This window comes from Sinanaerobacter chloroacetimidivorans, from assembly GCF_018128545.1.
Taxonomy (GTDB): Bacteria; Bacillota; Clostridia; order Peptostreptococcales; family Anaerovoracaceae; genus Sinanaerobacter; species Sinanaerobacter chloroacetimidivorans.
Map to the genome: position 1 here is coordinate 41,154 of NZ_JAGSND010000024.1, position 14,773 is coordinate 55,926.

General features: G+C 36.7%; 13 protein-coding genes. 2 read left to right on the forward strand and 11 right to left on the reverse strand.

The features are described 5' to 3' along the window. Nucleotides 1-6: 6 nt before the first annotated feature. From KCX82_RS20930 to KCX82_RS20945, 4 genes are all read right to left on the reverse strand, one after another. Complete coding sequence (locus tag KCX82_RS20930; RefSeq protein WP_227020413.1) at nt 7-2,262, reverse strand: DEAD/DEAH box helicase; 2,256 nt, start codon at nt 2,260-2,262, stop codon at nt 7-9. A gap of 61 nt (nt 2,263-2,323) precedes the next feature. Then, nucleotides 2,324-3,643 carry an ATP-binding protein gene (locus tag KCX82_RS20935; RefSeq protein WP_227020414.1) on the reverse strand — a complete coding sequence of 440 codons (1,320 nt, stop codon included), beginning with the start codon at nt 3,641-3,643 and terminating at the stop codon, nt 2,324-2,326. A gap of 16 nt (nt 3,644-3,659) precedes the next feature. Further along, on the reverse strand, nt 3,660-5,150 hold the full coding sequence (locus KCX82_RS20940) for a TerB N-terminal domain-containing protein (protein ID WP_227020415.1): 1,491 nt from the start codon (nt 5,148-5,150) through the stop codon (nt 3,660-3,662). Between the two features lie 342 nt (nt 5,151-5,492). After that, nucleotides 5,493-6,467 (reverse strand): helix-turn-helix transcriptional regulator, encoded by a 975-nt coding sequence (locus KCX82_RS20945; protein ID WP_465250694.1) that lies wholly within the window; start codon nt 6,465-6,467, stop codon nt 5,493-5,495. Nucleotides 6,468-6,527: 60 nt separating this feature from the next. On the opposite strand from KCX82_RS20945, the gene KCX82_RS20950 reads away from it, so the two are divergent. Continuing rightward, nucleotides 6,528-6,938, forward strand: a complete 411-nt coding sequence (locus tag KCX82_RS20950) for an isochorismatase family protein (protein ID WP_405127717.1) — start codon at nt 6,528-6,530, stop codon at nt 6,936-6,938. Between the two features lie 104 nt (nt 6,939-7,042). After that, on the forward strand, nt 7,043-7,681 hold the full coding sequence (locus KCX82_RS20955) for a type 1 glutamine amidotransferase family protein (RefSeq protein WP_227020416.1): 639 nt from the start codon (nt 7,043-7,045) through the stop codon (nt 7,679-7,681). A gap of 18 nt (nt 7,682-7,699) precedes the next feature. Here the strand turns inward: KCX82_RS20955 and KCX82_RS23305 are convergent, their stop codons facing one another. The 7 genes from KCX82_RS23305 to KCX82_RS20990 form a co-directional block, all read right to left on the reverse strand. Next, entirely contained in the window at nt 7,700-7,801 is a 102-nt protein-coding gene (locus tag KCX82_RS23305) for an IS3 family transposase (protein WP_227020417.1), read from the reverse strand. Nucleotides 7,802-8,486: 685 nt separating this feature from the next. Then, a complete protein-coding gene (locus tag KCX82_RS20965) occupies nt 8,487-9,338 on the reverse strand; it encodes a hypothetical protein (protein WP_264373350.1) in 852 nt (283 codons plus the stop codon). 110 nt (nt 9,339-9,448) lie between these two features. Then, entirely contained in the window at nt 9,449-10,294 is an 846-nt protein-coding gene (locus KCX82_RS20970; RefSeq protein WP_227020419.1) for a KilA-N domain-containing protein, read from the reverse strand. 584 nt (nt 10,295-10,878) lie between these two features. Then, nucleotides 10,879-11,328 carry an IS3 family transposase gene (locus KCX82_RS20975; protein WP_227020420.1) on the reverse strand — a complete coding sequence of 150 codons (450 nt, stop codon included), beginning with the start codon at nt 11,326-11,328 and terminating at the stop codon, nt 10,879-10,881. Between the two features lie 39 nt (nt 11,329-11,367). After that, nucleotides 11,368-11,697, reverse strand: coding sequence for an IS3 family transposase (locus KCX82_RS20980; protein ID WP_227020421.1), 330 nt, complete (start codon nt 11,695-11,697; stop codon nt 11,368-11,370). 98 nt (nt 11,698-11,795) lie between these two features. Then, on the reverse strand, nt 11,796-12,551 hold the full coding sequence (locus KCX82_RS20985) for a response regulator (RefSeq protein ID WP_227020422.1): 756 nt from the start codon (nt 12,549-12,551) through the stop codon (nt 11,796-11,798). A 426-nt stretch (nt 12,552-12,977) separates the two neighbouring features. Next, nucleotides 12,978-14,513, reverse strand: a complete 1,536-nt coding sequence (locus KCX82_RS20990; protein ID WP_227020423.1) for a diguanylate cyclase domain-containing protein — start codon at nt 14,511-14,513, stop codon at nt 12,978-12,980. Nucleotides 14,514-14,773: the final 260 nt, after the last annotated feature.

Sequence of the window (14,773 nt, forward strand, 5' to 3'; positions counted from 1 at the left end):
ATCTTATTATTTCTTCTCCCAGCTACGAATGCGCATTTTCATCTCCTCGGTCCCTAGGATACCATATGCAAATCCTTTTTTAACCAGTTCCTCCGGTAAGAATTCGTCGTACTTGTCAAATAACGGAATCTCACCTTTATAGATCAGCTCCATTGGGTTAAGCGGTTGTTTTTCCATATCACTTAAAACACTGAAAAAATCTTCTCGTGTGGCTTTCATCTTGAACTGAATGAAATACGGTCTTGAAGAATCAAGGGCAGTGATACCCAGATGAGGCGCACATTTGAGCTTGATAAATCTCTCCAGAGCCAAAAATGCGTATGTGCCAAGCCATGGAAACAGACACCACATATCACCTCCGAGACAGATGAGAGGATCTTCTGTCATGTTGGAGTTTTTGGCTGTATGCCTTGCTTCATCAAGCCTTGTCACAGCGTTCTTCATAAGGTAAGGGTAGACCACATTTTCACGCAGAACATCCTTCATTCTTTCAAGAACTTTTGTATTGATATCTCCCGGACATTGTCCGAAATATGCCGGAACTTTTCCTTTCACCTGCTCACAATAAACCAGATGGCGCTTGTGATCAACCTCTTCAACAATCCAGACATGTCCGGCAAGAGCTAATTTTTCACCTACAGGCGGAGGCATCACGATCGTACCAAGCTCCTGAGATTTGCTCCGGACAGTGTATTCTTCATTCTCCTTAAACACGGCATAAAACTTATATGAATTTGTTTGCCGTTCTCCGGCAAGGCCCACGATAAGCCCGCCTTCTTCGATTTTCTGTATATGTTCAATACTGATAAGATGCTTTAAAAGCAGTTTATAATCGTCCTGAGTTATTCTGTGGAAATAGCTCAAAGAAAGCACCCGGGCAGCAAGCCCTGCCGGAGACATTTCCCCGCTGGAGGCCAGTGTACACATCGTCTGATGATACAGGAGGCTATATGGAAGCCTGTCCAGCTTAGGAGGTTCAACCCATCGCTCCTGTACATAGAGTTGAATCAGGGCAACTCCCTGCAGCAGCATCCATGGAATCGTTGCCGGCAGCATTGCTCTTGCCTCAGGAACCTCCTCACGAATCACAAACCACATTTCCGGCGGTAAATCACGTCTGCCGGTGCGCCCCATTCTTTGCAGAAAGGAAGACACCATAAAAGGTGCATCAATCTGAAAGGCACGTTCTAACCGTCCTATGTCTATTCCAAGCTCAAGTGTTGCTGTTGTGACAGTCGTTTGGTATTGTTCCTCATCCTTCATAACAGCTTCCGCAGTTTCCCGGTAGGAAGCTGACAGATTGCCATGATGGATTAAGAATCTGTCCGGCTCGTGATTTGCTTCGCAATACTGGCGGAGAGTCGTAGTAACAGCCTCACACTCTTCTCTTGAATTTACAAATACAAGGCACTTTTTACCTCTTGTGTGTTCAAAGATATATCCCATGCCTGGGTCGGCGTTTTTTGGTGCAATATCTGATTTCACATCCAGAACAGGCAAAGCTTCAGGAATTTCCTTATCTTCTTCCGACTGCGATCCCCGACCACGACGCTCCTCATTCGCAGTGTTGAAAAAATGCTCCATCGAAAGCCGCCACTTTGCCCCTTTCGCCTCAATCTTTGGAATTACTGTTTCTCTCCCCGTGCCGGATGACAAAAAAGCCCCTGTACTTTCCAGATCGCCAATGGTTGCAGAAAGACCGATCCTTCTTGGATTCACTCCTGCAAGCTTGGAAAGTCTTTCAATCAAGCATAGTGTCTGTCCCCCTCTGTCACCACGCATCAGCGAGTGAACCTCATCGATCACAATAAATCTTAAATCGCCGAAAAGCCTTGCCACATCTGCATGTTTGTGTAAAAGCAAAGCTTCCAGAGATTCGGGGGTAATCTGCAAAATACCGGATGGATTTTTTAAGAGTTTGTTTTTGTGAGACTGTGCAACATCTCCATGCCAATGCCATACAGGGATATCTGCTTCCCTGCACAAATCATTCAGACGCATAAACTGATCATTGATCAGCGCTTTCAGAGGACCTATGTATATAGCCCCTACAGATCCAGGCGGCTCTTCATGAAAGAGTGTGAGGATAGGGAAAAATGCAGCTTCCGTTTTACCGGAAGCGGTTGATGCGGACAACAGAACATTCTGGTCTGTATTAAAAACTGCATCTCCTGCCGCAACCTGAATTGCACGGAGAGCTTCCCAGTTGTTCTGATAAATAAAATCCTGAATAAACGGTGCGTATCGATTAAAAATATTCATACTTATGTCCATGCCTCCAATCCTGGCACATTAGGAAAGTGCTGATTCATTCCATGCTTCCTTAAATCTCAAATTCCTCAAACTCTTTTTCCAGCACTTCGTCATTTATCTCTGACTTGGCAAATTCGAATTTTTCAGAGCCCAAAAGCTCAGAAACATTTATATTCGGGTTTTGGCAGACGATATTCAGCAGCTCTATAAAATCACGGATCACCTCCCGAGGTGTTATATTTGTCTCCGCACCGATTCTGCTGAATTCAATTTTAATAAAATTGATCATATCATCCTGACTTAAGGCTTGCTCATAATCAAAGAGACCTGCATGAATATCGGCAAGCTTTTCAATCAGAACCAGCATTTCCTCATAAGTAAGAGGGGTGAGCTTGATTACCGGCGCAAGCACATCCTTTATATTATCGCGTCCGAAGCGCCCCTCTTCAAGTCGGGATTTTAAAGCCTCATAGCTAAAAACACCACGTCTTGTGTCCTCGATGCACTGAGGTGTACCACCCATTATGATGCCTAGATACCGGGCCTTTCCCTGAAGTGTGTCATTGTACATCGTAAGGATTTTTTCATAGTTATACTGCCGTGTAATGCTGTTTGGAACCTTATAAATATTTACAAGCTCGTCGATCAGTATAAGAAGCCCATTATATCCTGCTTTCTTAAGAAACATTGCAAAGATCTTAATATACTCGTACCAGTCGTCATCTGTAATGATAATATTAACACCAAGCTCCGATCTGGCTTCCGTCTTATTTGCATATTCACCGCGAAACCATTTTACTACCTTTGCTTTGCTTTCATCGTCTCCGTTAAGAAAGGATTTGTAATATATAACTAAAAGCTTCGCAAAGTCAAAGCCATGCACCATTTCGTTAAGCGAGCTTATCACTTCGTATATTTTCTTTTCAACCAGCTTGCTGAATTCGCTGTCATGAAAGGACAGATCACTTTCAGCGGCTACTTCACTTTGGATATTGCTTATCCACCTGTCAAGTATAAGTGTTAGAGCCCCGCCTTCGGGTCTGGTTTTGGTAGACATATTCTGGATTAGTTCCTTATATGTAGCCAGTCCCTGTCCTTTTGTTCCCTGCAATCGTCTTTCAGGTGAGAGGTCAGCATCTACAACAACAAAGTTTTTATCCATAACATAATTTCTAATTGTTTGCAGGAGAAAGCTTTTGCCGCTGCCGTATTTACCCACAACAAAGCGAAAAGATGCTCCACCGTCTGCAATAATATTAACATCTCGTAAAAGAGCATTAATTTCGGTTTCTCTGCCTACTGTGATATAGGGAAGGCCGACTCTTGGCACAACTCCGCCCTTCAATGAGTTTATAATTACAGTTGATATTCTTTTCGGAATTTTTACCATTACGCGATCCTCTCTGTTACAAAATAATAGCTTTCAATTCATCCTCATAATCTTCAATCAATTCCGGTTCATCACCATCAAAAATGAGAACAGTATCGCAGAATAGATCAAAAAGCTTTTCGTTTATGGAATCAATGAGTACTGAAAGCATAAGCCCGTTTGATTTTACCAAATCACTATAATCTTTTCCATATAACAGACATTTCATAAACTCATACTCTATATTACTTAAGTTTGCAGCGTCTTCCTGAACTGCAGCAGCTACCTGAGCTGCTGCCTCCGGTACATCAGAAATTGTTATTTCCTCAGAATCTTCAACAATCAGCTTATTTTGAGTTTCAAGGGCAGTTTTTCTGATATTTTGAAGCTTTGAAATGTCAATTTCTATTTTGGGTACAGACTTTTTCTTCTTTTCTTCTAATAACTCCCCTATTACTTTCTGGATGATATCCTGATAAACCTTTTTAACCATGTCGACTTTCAAGGTAGATTTAAAATCATATTCCTGCCTCATTATGAAATCTATCGTTTTCAAGAGTTCACCGATATGTTTGTTTTTATCTTTGAAGAAGAAAAATCTTTCATATGTCCATTTTCCATTTTTACAGATATATTTGCAAACGTCATTTATCTCATAAACGCAGTCTTTATGTATCTCATGGTTATAAAATACGGCCGAGTTGAACATCACATACTGATTGGTCATTATTTTTCCGAAGAACTTTTCGCATATGCTGTTTTTACGTTTTTTATTATAATACTCTGTAAGTTCAGCAAAAACATTGTAAACTACATGTTTCACATCATCTGAATATAATTTGTAAAATCTCGAATTCTCAAGATTATAGGATGATAAAGAATTCAGTGCAGAAAAAATTTCATCGGCACTATGAGAATAACAATTTATCAGGGTTAAAATTGTATGATCAAGATTCATGTCTGAAAAGTCATCAAGCAGGTGTTTTTCCAGACCATTATATATTACATAGTCTTTTAGCCAGAGCTTAATATAATGGTTAATCTTAGGATCAATATCCTTATATATCTGCCAGAAGTTTTTAATTTTATAAAAACCTTCCTCAGCAGAACTGACACCGATTTGCATTAAGAGTTCATAAATATAAACAAAAACAAAAGAAAGTGACGTTTTATCTATGATACCGTCACGAACTCTGGTTCTCCATGAAAAATATCCACGCAATTGTTGGTCAGTCATAGACTGATAAGTTGGATAATAGCTTCGAAATTCACCGTTATACTGGTAGTCATCGGTATAGTCTTCCATGAATTTTCCTTGTTCATAAAAGATTTGTGCTGTATCTGATGCATAAAAACCAGGGCTTGATTTTACTAATTTCCTCATTTCACGATACTTTGGCGGCGTAAAATTAGCCATTTGTGCTGCTGTTTTAAGGATAGGCTCATCCTTATATATTTTCGACACAGTATAATCATTATTTGTAAACTTATTATTTATTGTTTTTATCAGATTCTGAATATCAGCCATATGACACCACCTTCGCACATAATTATATCAAAGTGGTATTAACTTGACAATTTGATATTAAAGAAGCCACTGAATATCATCTATACACCCAATGGCTTAAGCCTTTGATTAAACAAGGTTTTATCGTCTTTCCAACTTCACAACCGTCTCTACGTGCCTTGAAGCGGTAAAAAAGATGCCGCCTAAAGCTGGTGGGGTCTTGGCGGTAAGGTAAGATTCTTTATTTTTTAACTAGATTTGACCCATTCAAGTGAAACATATGTATAATCATGATTCTAAATTTTTTCATCTATATATGACCCTAAAACCCTCAACTATAAGAAATTATATGGTCTCCTTGTTCTAGTTTTCGTATAAGGTAGCGATATCATGTATTCTACGCTTCATTTCTGTACGGATATGTAACGGCTCTAAACACTCGCATTTATCCCCGAAACTGAAAAGAATATTGTAGTAGTATTCGTTCTCTATGAAAGGAAAACTAACAATGTAATACTCATCACCGTCTGGCGAAAAGTGTTCATATGTGCAATAATCAAGTACCCTGTCCATGACAGATTTATGAATACGAATTTTGATTTTTGTTTGCATAGTTGCCAAAATATCAGTAAAATCTAACTGCGGTTTTTGATAACCTCGTGGCGTAAAAAATTCCTCTTGTATTTGTAGGTTTGATGTGCGGGATAGTTTGAATAAGCGAAAATCATTTCTTTTATGGCAATACCCTTGCCAATACCAATGACTACTTTTCAATACAAGCTGATACGGCTCGGCTGTTCGTGCAGTTTTATTTCCGTAGCGGTCTGCATATTCAAACGAAAGTAGCTTGCTTTCCTGTAAAGCTGTTTTGATAATTTCTAAATATGGTTGTATGTTCCTGTTTCCCATCCACGGACTTAAATCTATGCAAATCTGATTTGCTTTTAATTCAATGTCTTTTGCTCTGTCGGCGGGGATAAAGCTCTTAACTTTTGCAAGGGCGTTTACCAGTTCATCCCCTCGTATCATAGTAGAAAGATTGGAAAGCCCCATCAGTATAGCGGAAAGGTCTGCAGTCGAAAAAACTTTTTTATCAATCTTGTATTTCTGCATGATTTCAAAGCCACCGCCAACTCCCGGTGCAGAACAAACAGGAATACCCGCCATGTTTATAGTGTCTATGTCACGGTAGATTGTGCGGGGTGAAACTTCAAACATATCTGCCAGCTCCTGTGCGCCTATCCGCTCTTTTTCAAGGAGTATCATAATAATACTAACAAGCCTGTCAATTTTCATCTGACAGCCGCCTTTCAATTTTTCAAAATTTCTTTTTATCATTATAGATTGTGGCCATAATGTTGTCAACAATTACATGGTACAATAAAAAAGCAAACAAATATTCATGTTATTTATATAAGGCATGAAAATTTATCAGCCGGCACGAGGACTCTTAAACCCGATATATATGGGTCTGAATTAGCTTCAGACTTGAAAATAGTATCAAAAAATATTTTTACAAAATACAAAGGCAATGCATTGAGTAGTGTAAAATTTACAGACTTTATTAGTAAAAATGAAATATGCGATTTCTACATAACAGGAGCAGATGCTGTTGCTTGTGTTAAATCAACCTGTTACAACTTACGCAAAGCAAATTTTGGCGTTAATGTCCTATCAGATTGCATTACCAGTTATGATAAAAGGAAAATTGACGAAATGCTGCGCTATTATGAAAGTAAAGGCAGTAAAATCATTAGTTTAAATGACTTGTTACCTAATCACATCTTTGAAGCACGAAAACATTATTGAGCTCAGTCAATGAAGAAGGCCGACTAGGACTATGGCGGCGATATGCAGTTTGTTGTCTGCTTCAAGTATGATATTTTAGAACACAATGAAAATGGAGGAAATTTATGTTTACAATCTATGTTTACGTTCTTGATACTTTAGCCGACTGGGAACTGGGATATGTTATTTCGGAGCTGAATTCTGGTCGATTTTTCAAAAAGGGCGAGCAACGTGTATCGCTCAAAACGGTTAGTTATTCTAAAGAGCCAATCAATACAATGGGCGGGATGACAATAGTGCCCAATTGTTTAATTGATGATATTGTTGTGAGTGAAACAAGCATGTTGCTATTACCGGGCGCAGATACATGGAACGACCCAAAGCATGTCGCTATCATCGAAAAAGCAAGCGAATTTCTCTCTTTAGGCGCTACGGTGTGTGCAATCTGTGGGGCTACCGCTGCACTTGCCAACTTTGGGCTATTGGATAAGCGTCCGCATACCAGTAATGGACCGGGATTTCTTGAAATGGTTTCTCCTGGTTATAAAGGGCAAAGTTTTTATATAGACAAGCCATCTGTAGCGGATAACAACCTTATTACTGCAAGTTCCACCGGAGCTTTGTTGTGGGCGAAACAAATTATTGAGCATTTAGGTGTTTTTCAATCAAACACACTGGAATCTTGGTATGAATATTTTAGTACCGGTGAGCCTAAACATTTCTTTGCCCTCATGCAAACTTTGCCATCTAGCAATGAAAACTGATCCACAGACAGAAAAAAATTACCCAAAGCCTCGCTTAGTTTGATACTGAACGGGGCTTTGATATTTAAGTGCATAAGCCGGCCTTTGATTATTGTAATTTACATATTCATCAGCCGTCATTTAAGCACACTTCTTCCCTTTCCCCAGCTAGATTCTTCTTCAATCTATAGGCGTTTGTTGTTTTATCTACAAGGCTTGATAATATAAATAAACGCTGGTTTATTAAACGCTTATATATCCACAACGCTATTGCCTTCCTATCTCTTAAGCTCAATAACAATTCCATTACTCTTGTCAACAGAATCATTAAACGTTCCTTTTTGAAGATTTAATAATACTTCCAAATCTTCCGCATACATTGGTAACCCTTCACATGCCAATTCATTCAGTATTTGACTTGCAGAAAGGACACCATGCTTTATCAATAAATTAATAGATGTTTAATAGTTGTGGCTGATGCATTTCCCATTCAGAATCAAAAGGTTCATTTTTTCTCCACTTCCGATAGGACAGCAATTTCATTAATTCTGGTATTGGTTTTGATTAATCCTGCCTAATCTATCATTTAGTTCAGATAAAGCTCGGCTCTGTATCATACCTCCAGGCTTATCTTTGCTGCATTTGTAGATTGTATCATCTATTTTATCTCCTCAAGGGTCTCACAATTTATGGCTACTGCAAAATGTACCTAAACCCTTTATTTTCAACGCTTCACGCACGTTCAAGCAGGCAGCAGCATTCCGTATGCCTTGGGTGCGTAAAAAAGATGTCGCATCTGCCTGGTATCCCCTTAGCAGGGAGATAATTATACTTCATTTTTAACATACTTAGAATGAAGATACCACATTAATGATATATAAAAGCCAATTATAGGTGATATTCCATAACCCATTAAAGGAACAGGAAAGTTTCCAAATAACGTCGATAATATAATGATAATATAGTAACAACCAATGTATTTTGAAATGGACTCTGTATTTTTAGGAGGAAACAAGAGGAATGGTATTGGCAATATTACCAAAGAAATAACGCCTAAAATTAACCAAGCAAATCCCATATTCGCCACCATGTTTAATATTCTCTCTACATAGTTAACCGGAGGAAGATTGTCCAAATATATCCAGGAGAAAACAACAAATAGTGAAAAGGCGCTTATTATTAAAAAACTTATTACTTTACTATTCGTATTTCGGCTTAGCATAATCATCATTGGAACCGCAAATCCAGTTAATTGGGAAGCATCGGGTTGAAAAAACAACACCAATAATATTACGAAAGCTATAGCAAATCCAAGATTAAGCCCTTTGGTCTTCAATACATTCCATAACTCAATAAGAATTATGGGCAATATAATCATTGCGATGTTAAGTTTTACTGCTCCAATAGATATCCATCGATGTACACCTGCTATACCTTGGCTTGCAAAAGTCAAGATTAGAAGACCAAGTGCAGCGGGTAATACAAATTTTTTATATTTACTTTTATTTACATTAAATTTGTGATTAGCCATAATCAAGGAAACAAAACTCATTAATACAAGGCAAGCTATATTTTGACTCCAAATTGCAATAGAAACATGATTTCGGTACATCGCAAGCGCTCCTATTGCAATAGAAGGTATCGTAATTGCAATTGGTATAAATTTTAGAAGTGACAATGCATTCACCTTCCTTCAAGGAACTATTATTTAGATTCTCGATGTAGCAGGCAAACGCACTCCACATGCGTTGTATATGTTATACAGATGTATTTAAAATGCAAGTGCTATTACCTACCTTCTAATTTTTTGATTGTTTCAGTGCCAATTTCCTGAATTGCCGCTAACTGACGAATAGCTAATTGGTTCAAAAGTTGAAGTCTTTCTGATTGAGGTTTACCTTGTTCAATCAGAATTGCGTTATAGCTTTCCATATTAGCCAAAACCAACAACTGGTTTAATGTTGCATAGTCTCTAATATTTCCGCTCTTATCAGGGTGTTCTTCCCGCCACTGTTTAGCTGTAATTCCAAATAGTGCAACATTCAGCACATCTGCTTCGCTGGCATAAGTCATGGAAATTTGAAATGGTGTCAATTCTGGAGGGAGTAAGTTTCCCTTGATAGCATCAGTATGGATTCTATAGTTAAGCTTTGAAATCTCTCGATTCAGATTCCACCCTAAAGAAAGCCTGCTGCTTTCATCATTTTTCAGTCTTTTATAGTCTTTTATAATGTAGAGCTTAAACTCTGCTGATATCCATGATGCGAATTCAAAAGCAATATCGGAGTGGGCAAAGGTTCCACCATAGCGACCTGATTTAGAAACGATACCAATGGCATTTGTATTTTCTATCCACTTCTGAGGAGACAATGTAAAAGCATTATATCCAGCTTCTTTTCTAAACCTATCGAATTCGATAGGTTTAAAATCAAGGTTGTGTAATTGTTCCCATAGTCCCAAAAATTCGATAGTATCTTTTCCTCGCATCCAGTTGTTGATAACAATAAATGGCTCATCACTTTTATATCTTGCAATATCCGTAAGCGATATGAACTCATTTCGAAAATCTTCTGTATAAATTGTAATGTCCACACCTTTTGCATGAATTTTTTCTTTAATAGGTTTCTTTGACAACCTTCATCACCCCCACATCACATAAAGAAGTACAGCTTCATGATCCAAGTATCCTTCTATTTTTCTTCAACTCTTTAACTAAATATATTATATCCGATATGCATCTTTAGAACAAGTGTTCGCATTCAAATTTCAAGATGTAAACCCCAGATGCAAATCTTATTATCACTGCTTCAAAGTTCATCTTTTTTATACTCACAAGGGTTATTTAAACATCATAAGTTGGTTCAATTAAATGTCCAAAGCTCTTAATTTATAAGCCTTTTAGCCCCTTCAACTTCACGATGACCTCACAATGCCTTGAGTAGACAAAAATGATGTCGTGAGGACCTAGTGGGTCCTTGGCAGAGGGGTTTTTTTCTTGAATCAACTCTATCATATTGTTTTTCTCAATACTGATATATTATATTTTGAGTATCAACAAGTCTAAATCTAAACTTATCGAGTTACTAGCACAGATCAAGAAATTGATAAAGATGTAACGTCTTTTTTCTCAAAATTAGATCTAAAGTTATATTCTTCTACTCTTAACATCATTAAAGTAATTACGAAAATTGGTATGGCAACACTTTTTCGTACAAAAATTATAGTTTCGATGCTTTAAATTCCTTAGGGCTAAGGTAGCCGAAGGAACTATGGATACGAAAATTATTGAACCAATTTATGTAGTCGGCCAGCTCCAGTTTCAGCTTGGCCAGGCTCTCGAAATTTCTGCCTAAAACAAATTCTGATTTGAAGATCTTGAATGTGGATTCGGCAACGGCATTACCATAGGAGCAGCCCTTTAAACTTAGAGATCGGCTGATATGAAAGACGTCCAGAACTTCATCAATGACCTGATTATTGAATTCACTGCCTCGATCTGGGTGAAACATCTGGATGCGATTCAAGTCGGTATGAACTGTCGCAAAGGCATCAAATACAAGCTCCGCATTTTTATGTACTCCGGCACTGTAGCCTATGATTTCCCTGTTGAAAAGGTCAACAAGCAGGCATATATAGTTCCACTTGTAATTAACCCTTACATAGGTCAAATCGCTTACAACGGCTGCGTATTCAGGATGTTCATTGAACTAGCGATTCAGTAAGTTCGGTATCTCAGCCTCGTTGACAGATCCCTTATGAACCTTGAATTTACAGATACTGTATGCTGAAAAGAGATTTCTCTTTTTCATAATTCTGCTGATCTTCCGACGGGAGAGGATTATGCCCTGGCGCTCTAGTGTGACTTTGATCTTTCGGCTTCCGTAGACTTTGCGATTTTGGTTGAAAACGGCTTCCACTGTATCTTCAAGTTCGGTTTCATCGGAAGTCCTGGTTGATTCATAATATGTTGTGCCGCCAAGACTGGGTAACCCGATCTTGACGGCTATTTTTTTGCTCCCAGATGAAAACCATGACATAGAAATGAATGGCTCATTATTTCTTGCTGACAGGTGCTAAATTTCATGGGTACCAAACGCTAAACTTCTTAATTGACGAACTCAGTTTGATCGATAGCCTATTTCGAAAACTCAAGTATAATATTGATAAAGTCACCATTATTCAGTTCATTCTCATTAAAATATGTAAACGAATTTATTCCCAAAATGTCCATATTATTCTCTAATATTTGAGCTTTAAGTTTGTTTTCAACAACTACTAGACCAGAATCATTAGTAAGTGGTAAAATTACTATGATATTATTCTTGAAAACGCAGATTGTGTCTATTACTCTTATCTGTTTTATTATTATCGAGATGCAGAAACTAATATTAGTATTATCGACTTTAAGTTTTAGAAAGCTTAATGGTTGATTTCCGCGTGTTGCTCTCTGATATTCCATTAGTATGATTTTTGTAAATTTATCATCATTATAATCATAATCCTTAGAAATTTGGTATGGTTGACCAAGAATTCTTTTCACTTTCTCTAATAGAGTAGTATTTTCAAAAGGTTTAACTATGTAATCAACAGCACCGGCCATAACAGCCTTATTGATCGTAGTAATATCACCATATCCACTTATAAATATGAAGGGAATTTTAGAATATCTAGGATCTTTATTTAAGATATTCAATAAATCGATACCGCTTATTCCTGGAAGTTGTATATCAGCTAATACTAAATCCACTCCATTTAAATATAAATGCGGTTTTCTACCAATGTCGTCAGCAGAAACAAAATTATCAATTTGATTATAACCATTGTCTTGTAGTAGATTAGTTAACCTTGCTCTCATAAAACTGGAATCTTCAATAATAATAATTTTGAACATAGCCCAAACCCTCGCAAAGTATTAATATATATACGAACATTCTAACTCAAGTCTGTTTTTCCAAGTGTTTTGCTTTAAAAAGCTTATTGTCTGTCTCCATTATGAGCTCGTCGATCGTTACGCCTTCATACTGACTTATGCCGATGCTGATGGTTGGATGAACGCAAATTCAATATGTTGCCTTACTGAGAGAATTGCTTATTCTCTGTTCACAATAAAACGCCGATTTCAGGGTAGTATCTGGTATGATGACTAAGAATTCCTCGTCGCATATCGGCATACACGGTCTCTAGTACACACAACTTCTGTGATTGCACATGCCGTTTTTATTTCATTTACAAACTCCTTATCATCTGTCAAGTATCCGAGCTTTTTTATATAAATCCTCCTATTTGTATCCTTTTTTAATTCTTAGCGTAATTTAATTCATTTTATAATTTTCAAATCTTTTTTTAATTGCTTTTTTTTGTCATACATTCTTTTATCAGCCAATTCAATTAAGTTATCTAGAGATTCCTTATTACACAGATCGACTTCTGCAGAGTTGCATTCTACCAGCCCATAGCTGACACTTACTAAATATTTTCTTTCCATATTTAAATTGATATTATTATATTCGTTTTCTATTCTTTCCCAGACCTTTTTTATCTCTTCTATATCAGCATCCAGAAAGGCTATTAAAAACTCATCACCTCCCATTCTGATGATGAAATCTGATCGCCGAATGCATTTTTTTATACAGTTTACAGTTGTAATTATGAGTTCATCACCTGCTTTGTGCCCTAATACATCATTTACTTCCTTCACACAATTTATATCTATAAAGCATATAATCATATTATTATTTGCTTTTAGTGTTCTGAAAAAGCTTTGCTCCAGTAATGCTAAACCTGCTCTTCTGTTTAAGACATCTGTCATCAAATCATATTCTGAAGAATACTTCATTTTTTCTATTGAAATTCTATCTTTAAGCTTTATTTGACATTTTTTCAGAAGAGATTTTACTGCTCTGTTTTCCAAATCTTTTTCCAAGGAACTCTTAAGCAGACTCATTACATTTTGCGTATTTTCATTTACGTCACAATATTCCAACAATTTTATATAGAGCTCATAAAAACGATTTTTAATGGCAGCCTGTTTTCCTAAAGACCATATATATCCATTGGTCTCCATATAATCTCCGCGATACATTTCTAAAGCTTTGATAGCATCATAGATATTTTCATCATTAATTTCATCTATATCCTTTATTAAATTTTTAAACTCAAAATAGTCAAAATAAACATTTTTCATTTTCAGAGAATAGCAATTACAAGAGTATTCTATATTAATATGATCTCCAAGTTCATTCAGCGATTGTCTGACTCTGCAAATAGCTGTCTGCATATTCCGCAGAGCTTGTTTATACCCATACCCGGACCACATTATATCTACTAGTGTATCTTTCATTACTTTTTCACCTGTATTATGAAGCAAGTATGCAAATAATTCCTCTGTCTTGGCTCCATTCCATCGAACATGCTTCTTTCTTTTGAAGACATCCATTTTTCCAAATACTGATATTTCCAGTTTTTCTGTATTATCTGCCTGACATTTTGAATTACGAACCTTCATAAGCCGCTCTATAGTCTGATCTAATCTTTCCATCCGGATTGGTTTTAATAAATAGTCCACTGCATATAATTCAAACGCTTCAATGGCATAATAATCATATGCTGTAATAAAAACTATCTTAATGGTCGGATTATAATCAATAACATATTGCGCCAATTCCAATCCACTCATTTCAGGCATTTCAACATCTGTAAAAACCACATCAGGGTTAATTACTTTAATTTCATCAATCGCAGTTAAAGGATTAGTAAATATGGCTATATCCTTAAAAAATCCATATTTAGTTAATGCGCTTTCAATTATTTTAATATTTTCTTTATCATCATCTATCAGTACCGCTTTATACATTAAAAACCTTCTTTATTTTTTTACTCTCATCCCTTCAGAACATCTATAATGTATCTTCTGTAAAGTTAATATTAATTTTATCAATTGCGTCTTACAAGATTCTTACATTTTAGTTGATTTATTTACTTTATCAATCAAAATTTGGACTTTTTCAATATAATAGTTAATTGAAAAAGTAAGTTCCGTTTTTTTATGTTATTCGGAAGTTAGTCTTTCAATACTCTGATATACTAAAACAGATATCTGCCCTGATACAGTCA

Coding starts and splice junctions, on each gene's coding strand:
- KCX82_RS20940 (WP_227020415.1), bottom strand. CDS start 5,150: ATGGCTGATATTCAGAATCTGATAAAAACAATAAATAATAAGTTTACA.
- KCX82_RS20945 (WP_465250694.1), bottom strand. CDS start 6,467: ATGATAAAAAGAAATTTTGAAAAATTGAAAGGCGGCTGTCAGATGAAA.
- KCX82_RS20935 (WP_227020414.1), bottom strand. CDS start 3,643: ATGGTAAAAATTCCGAAAAGAATATCAACTGTAATTATAAACTCATTG.
- KCX82_RS20930 (WP_227020413.1), bottom strand. CDS start 2,262: ATGAATATTTTTAATCGATACGCACCGTTTATTCAGGATTTTATTTAT.
- KCX82_RS23305 (WP_227020417.1), bottom strand. CDS start 7,801: ATGACGGCTGATGAATATGTAAATTACAATAATCAAAGGCCGGCTTAT.
- KCX82_RS20990 (WP_227020423.1), bottom strand. CDS start 14,513: ATGTATAAAGCGGTACTGATAGATGATGATAAAGAAAATATTAAAATA.
- KCX82_RS20955 (WP_227020416.1), top strand. CDS start 7,043: ATGTTTACAATCTATGTTTACGTTCTTGATACTTTAGCCGACTGGGAA.
- KCX82_RS20985 (WP_227020422.1), bottom strand. CDS start 12,551: ATGTTCAAAATTATTATTATTGAAGATTCCAGTTTTATGAGAGCAAGG.
- KCX82_RS20980 (WP_227020421.1), bottom strand. CDS start 11,697: ATGTCATGGTTTTCATCTGGGAGCAAAAAAATAGCCGTCAAGATCGGG.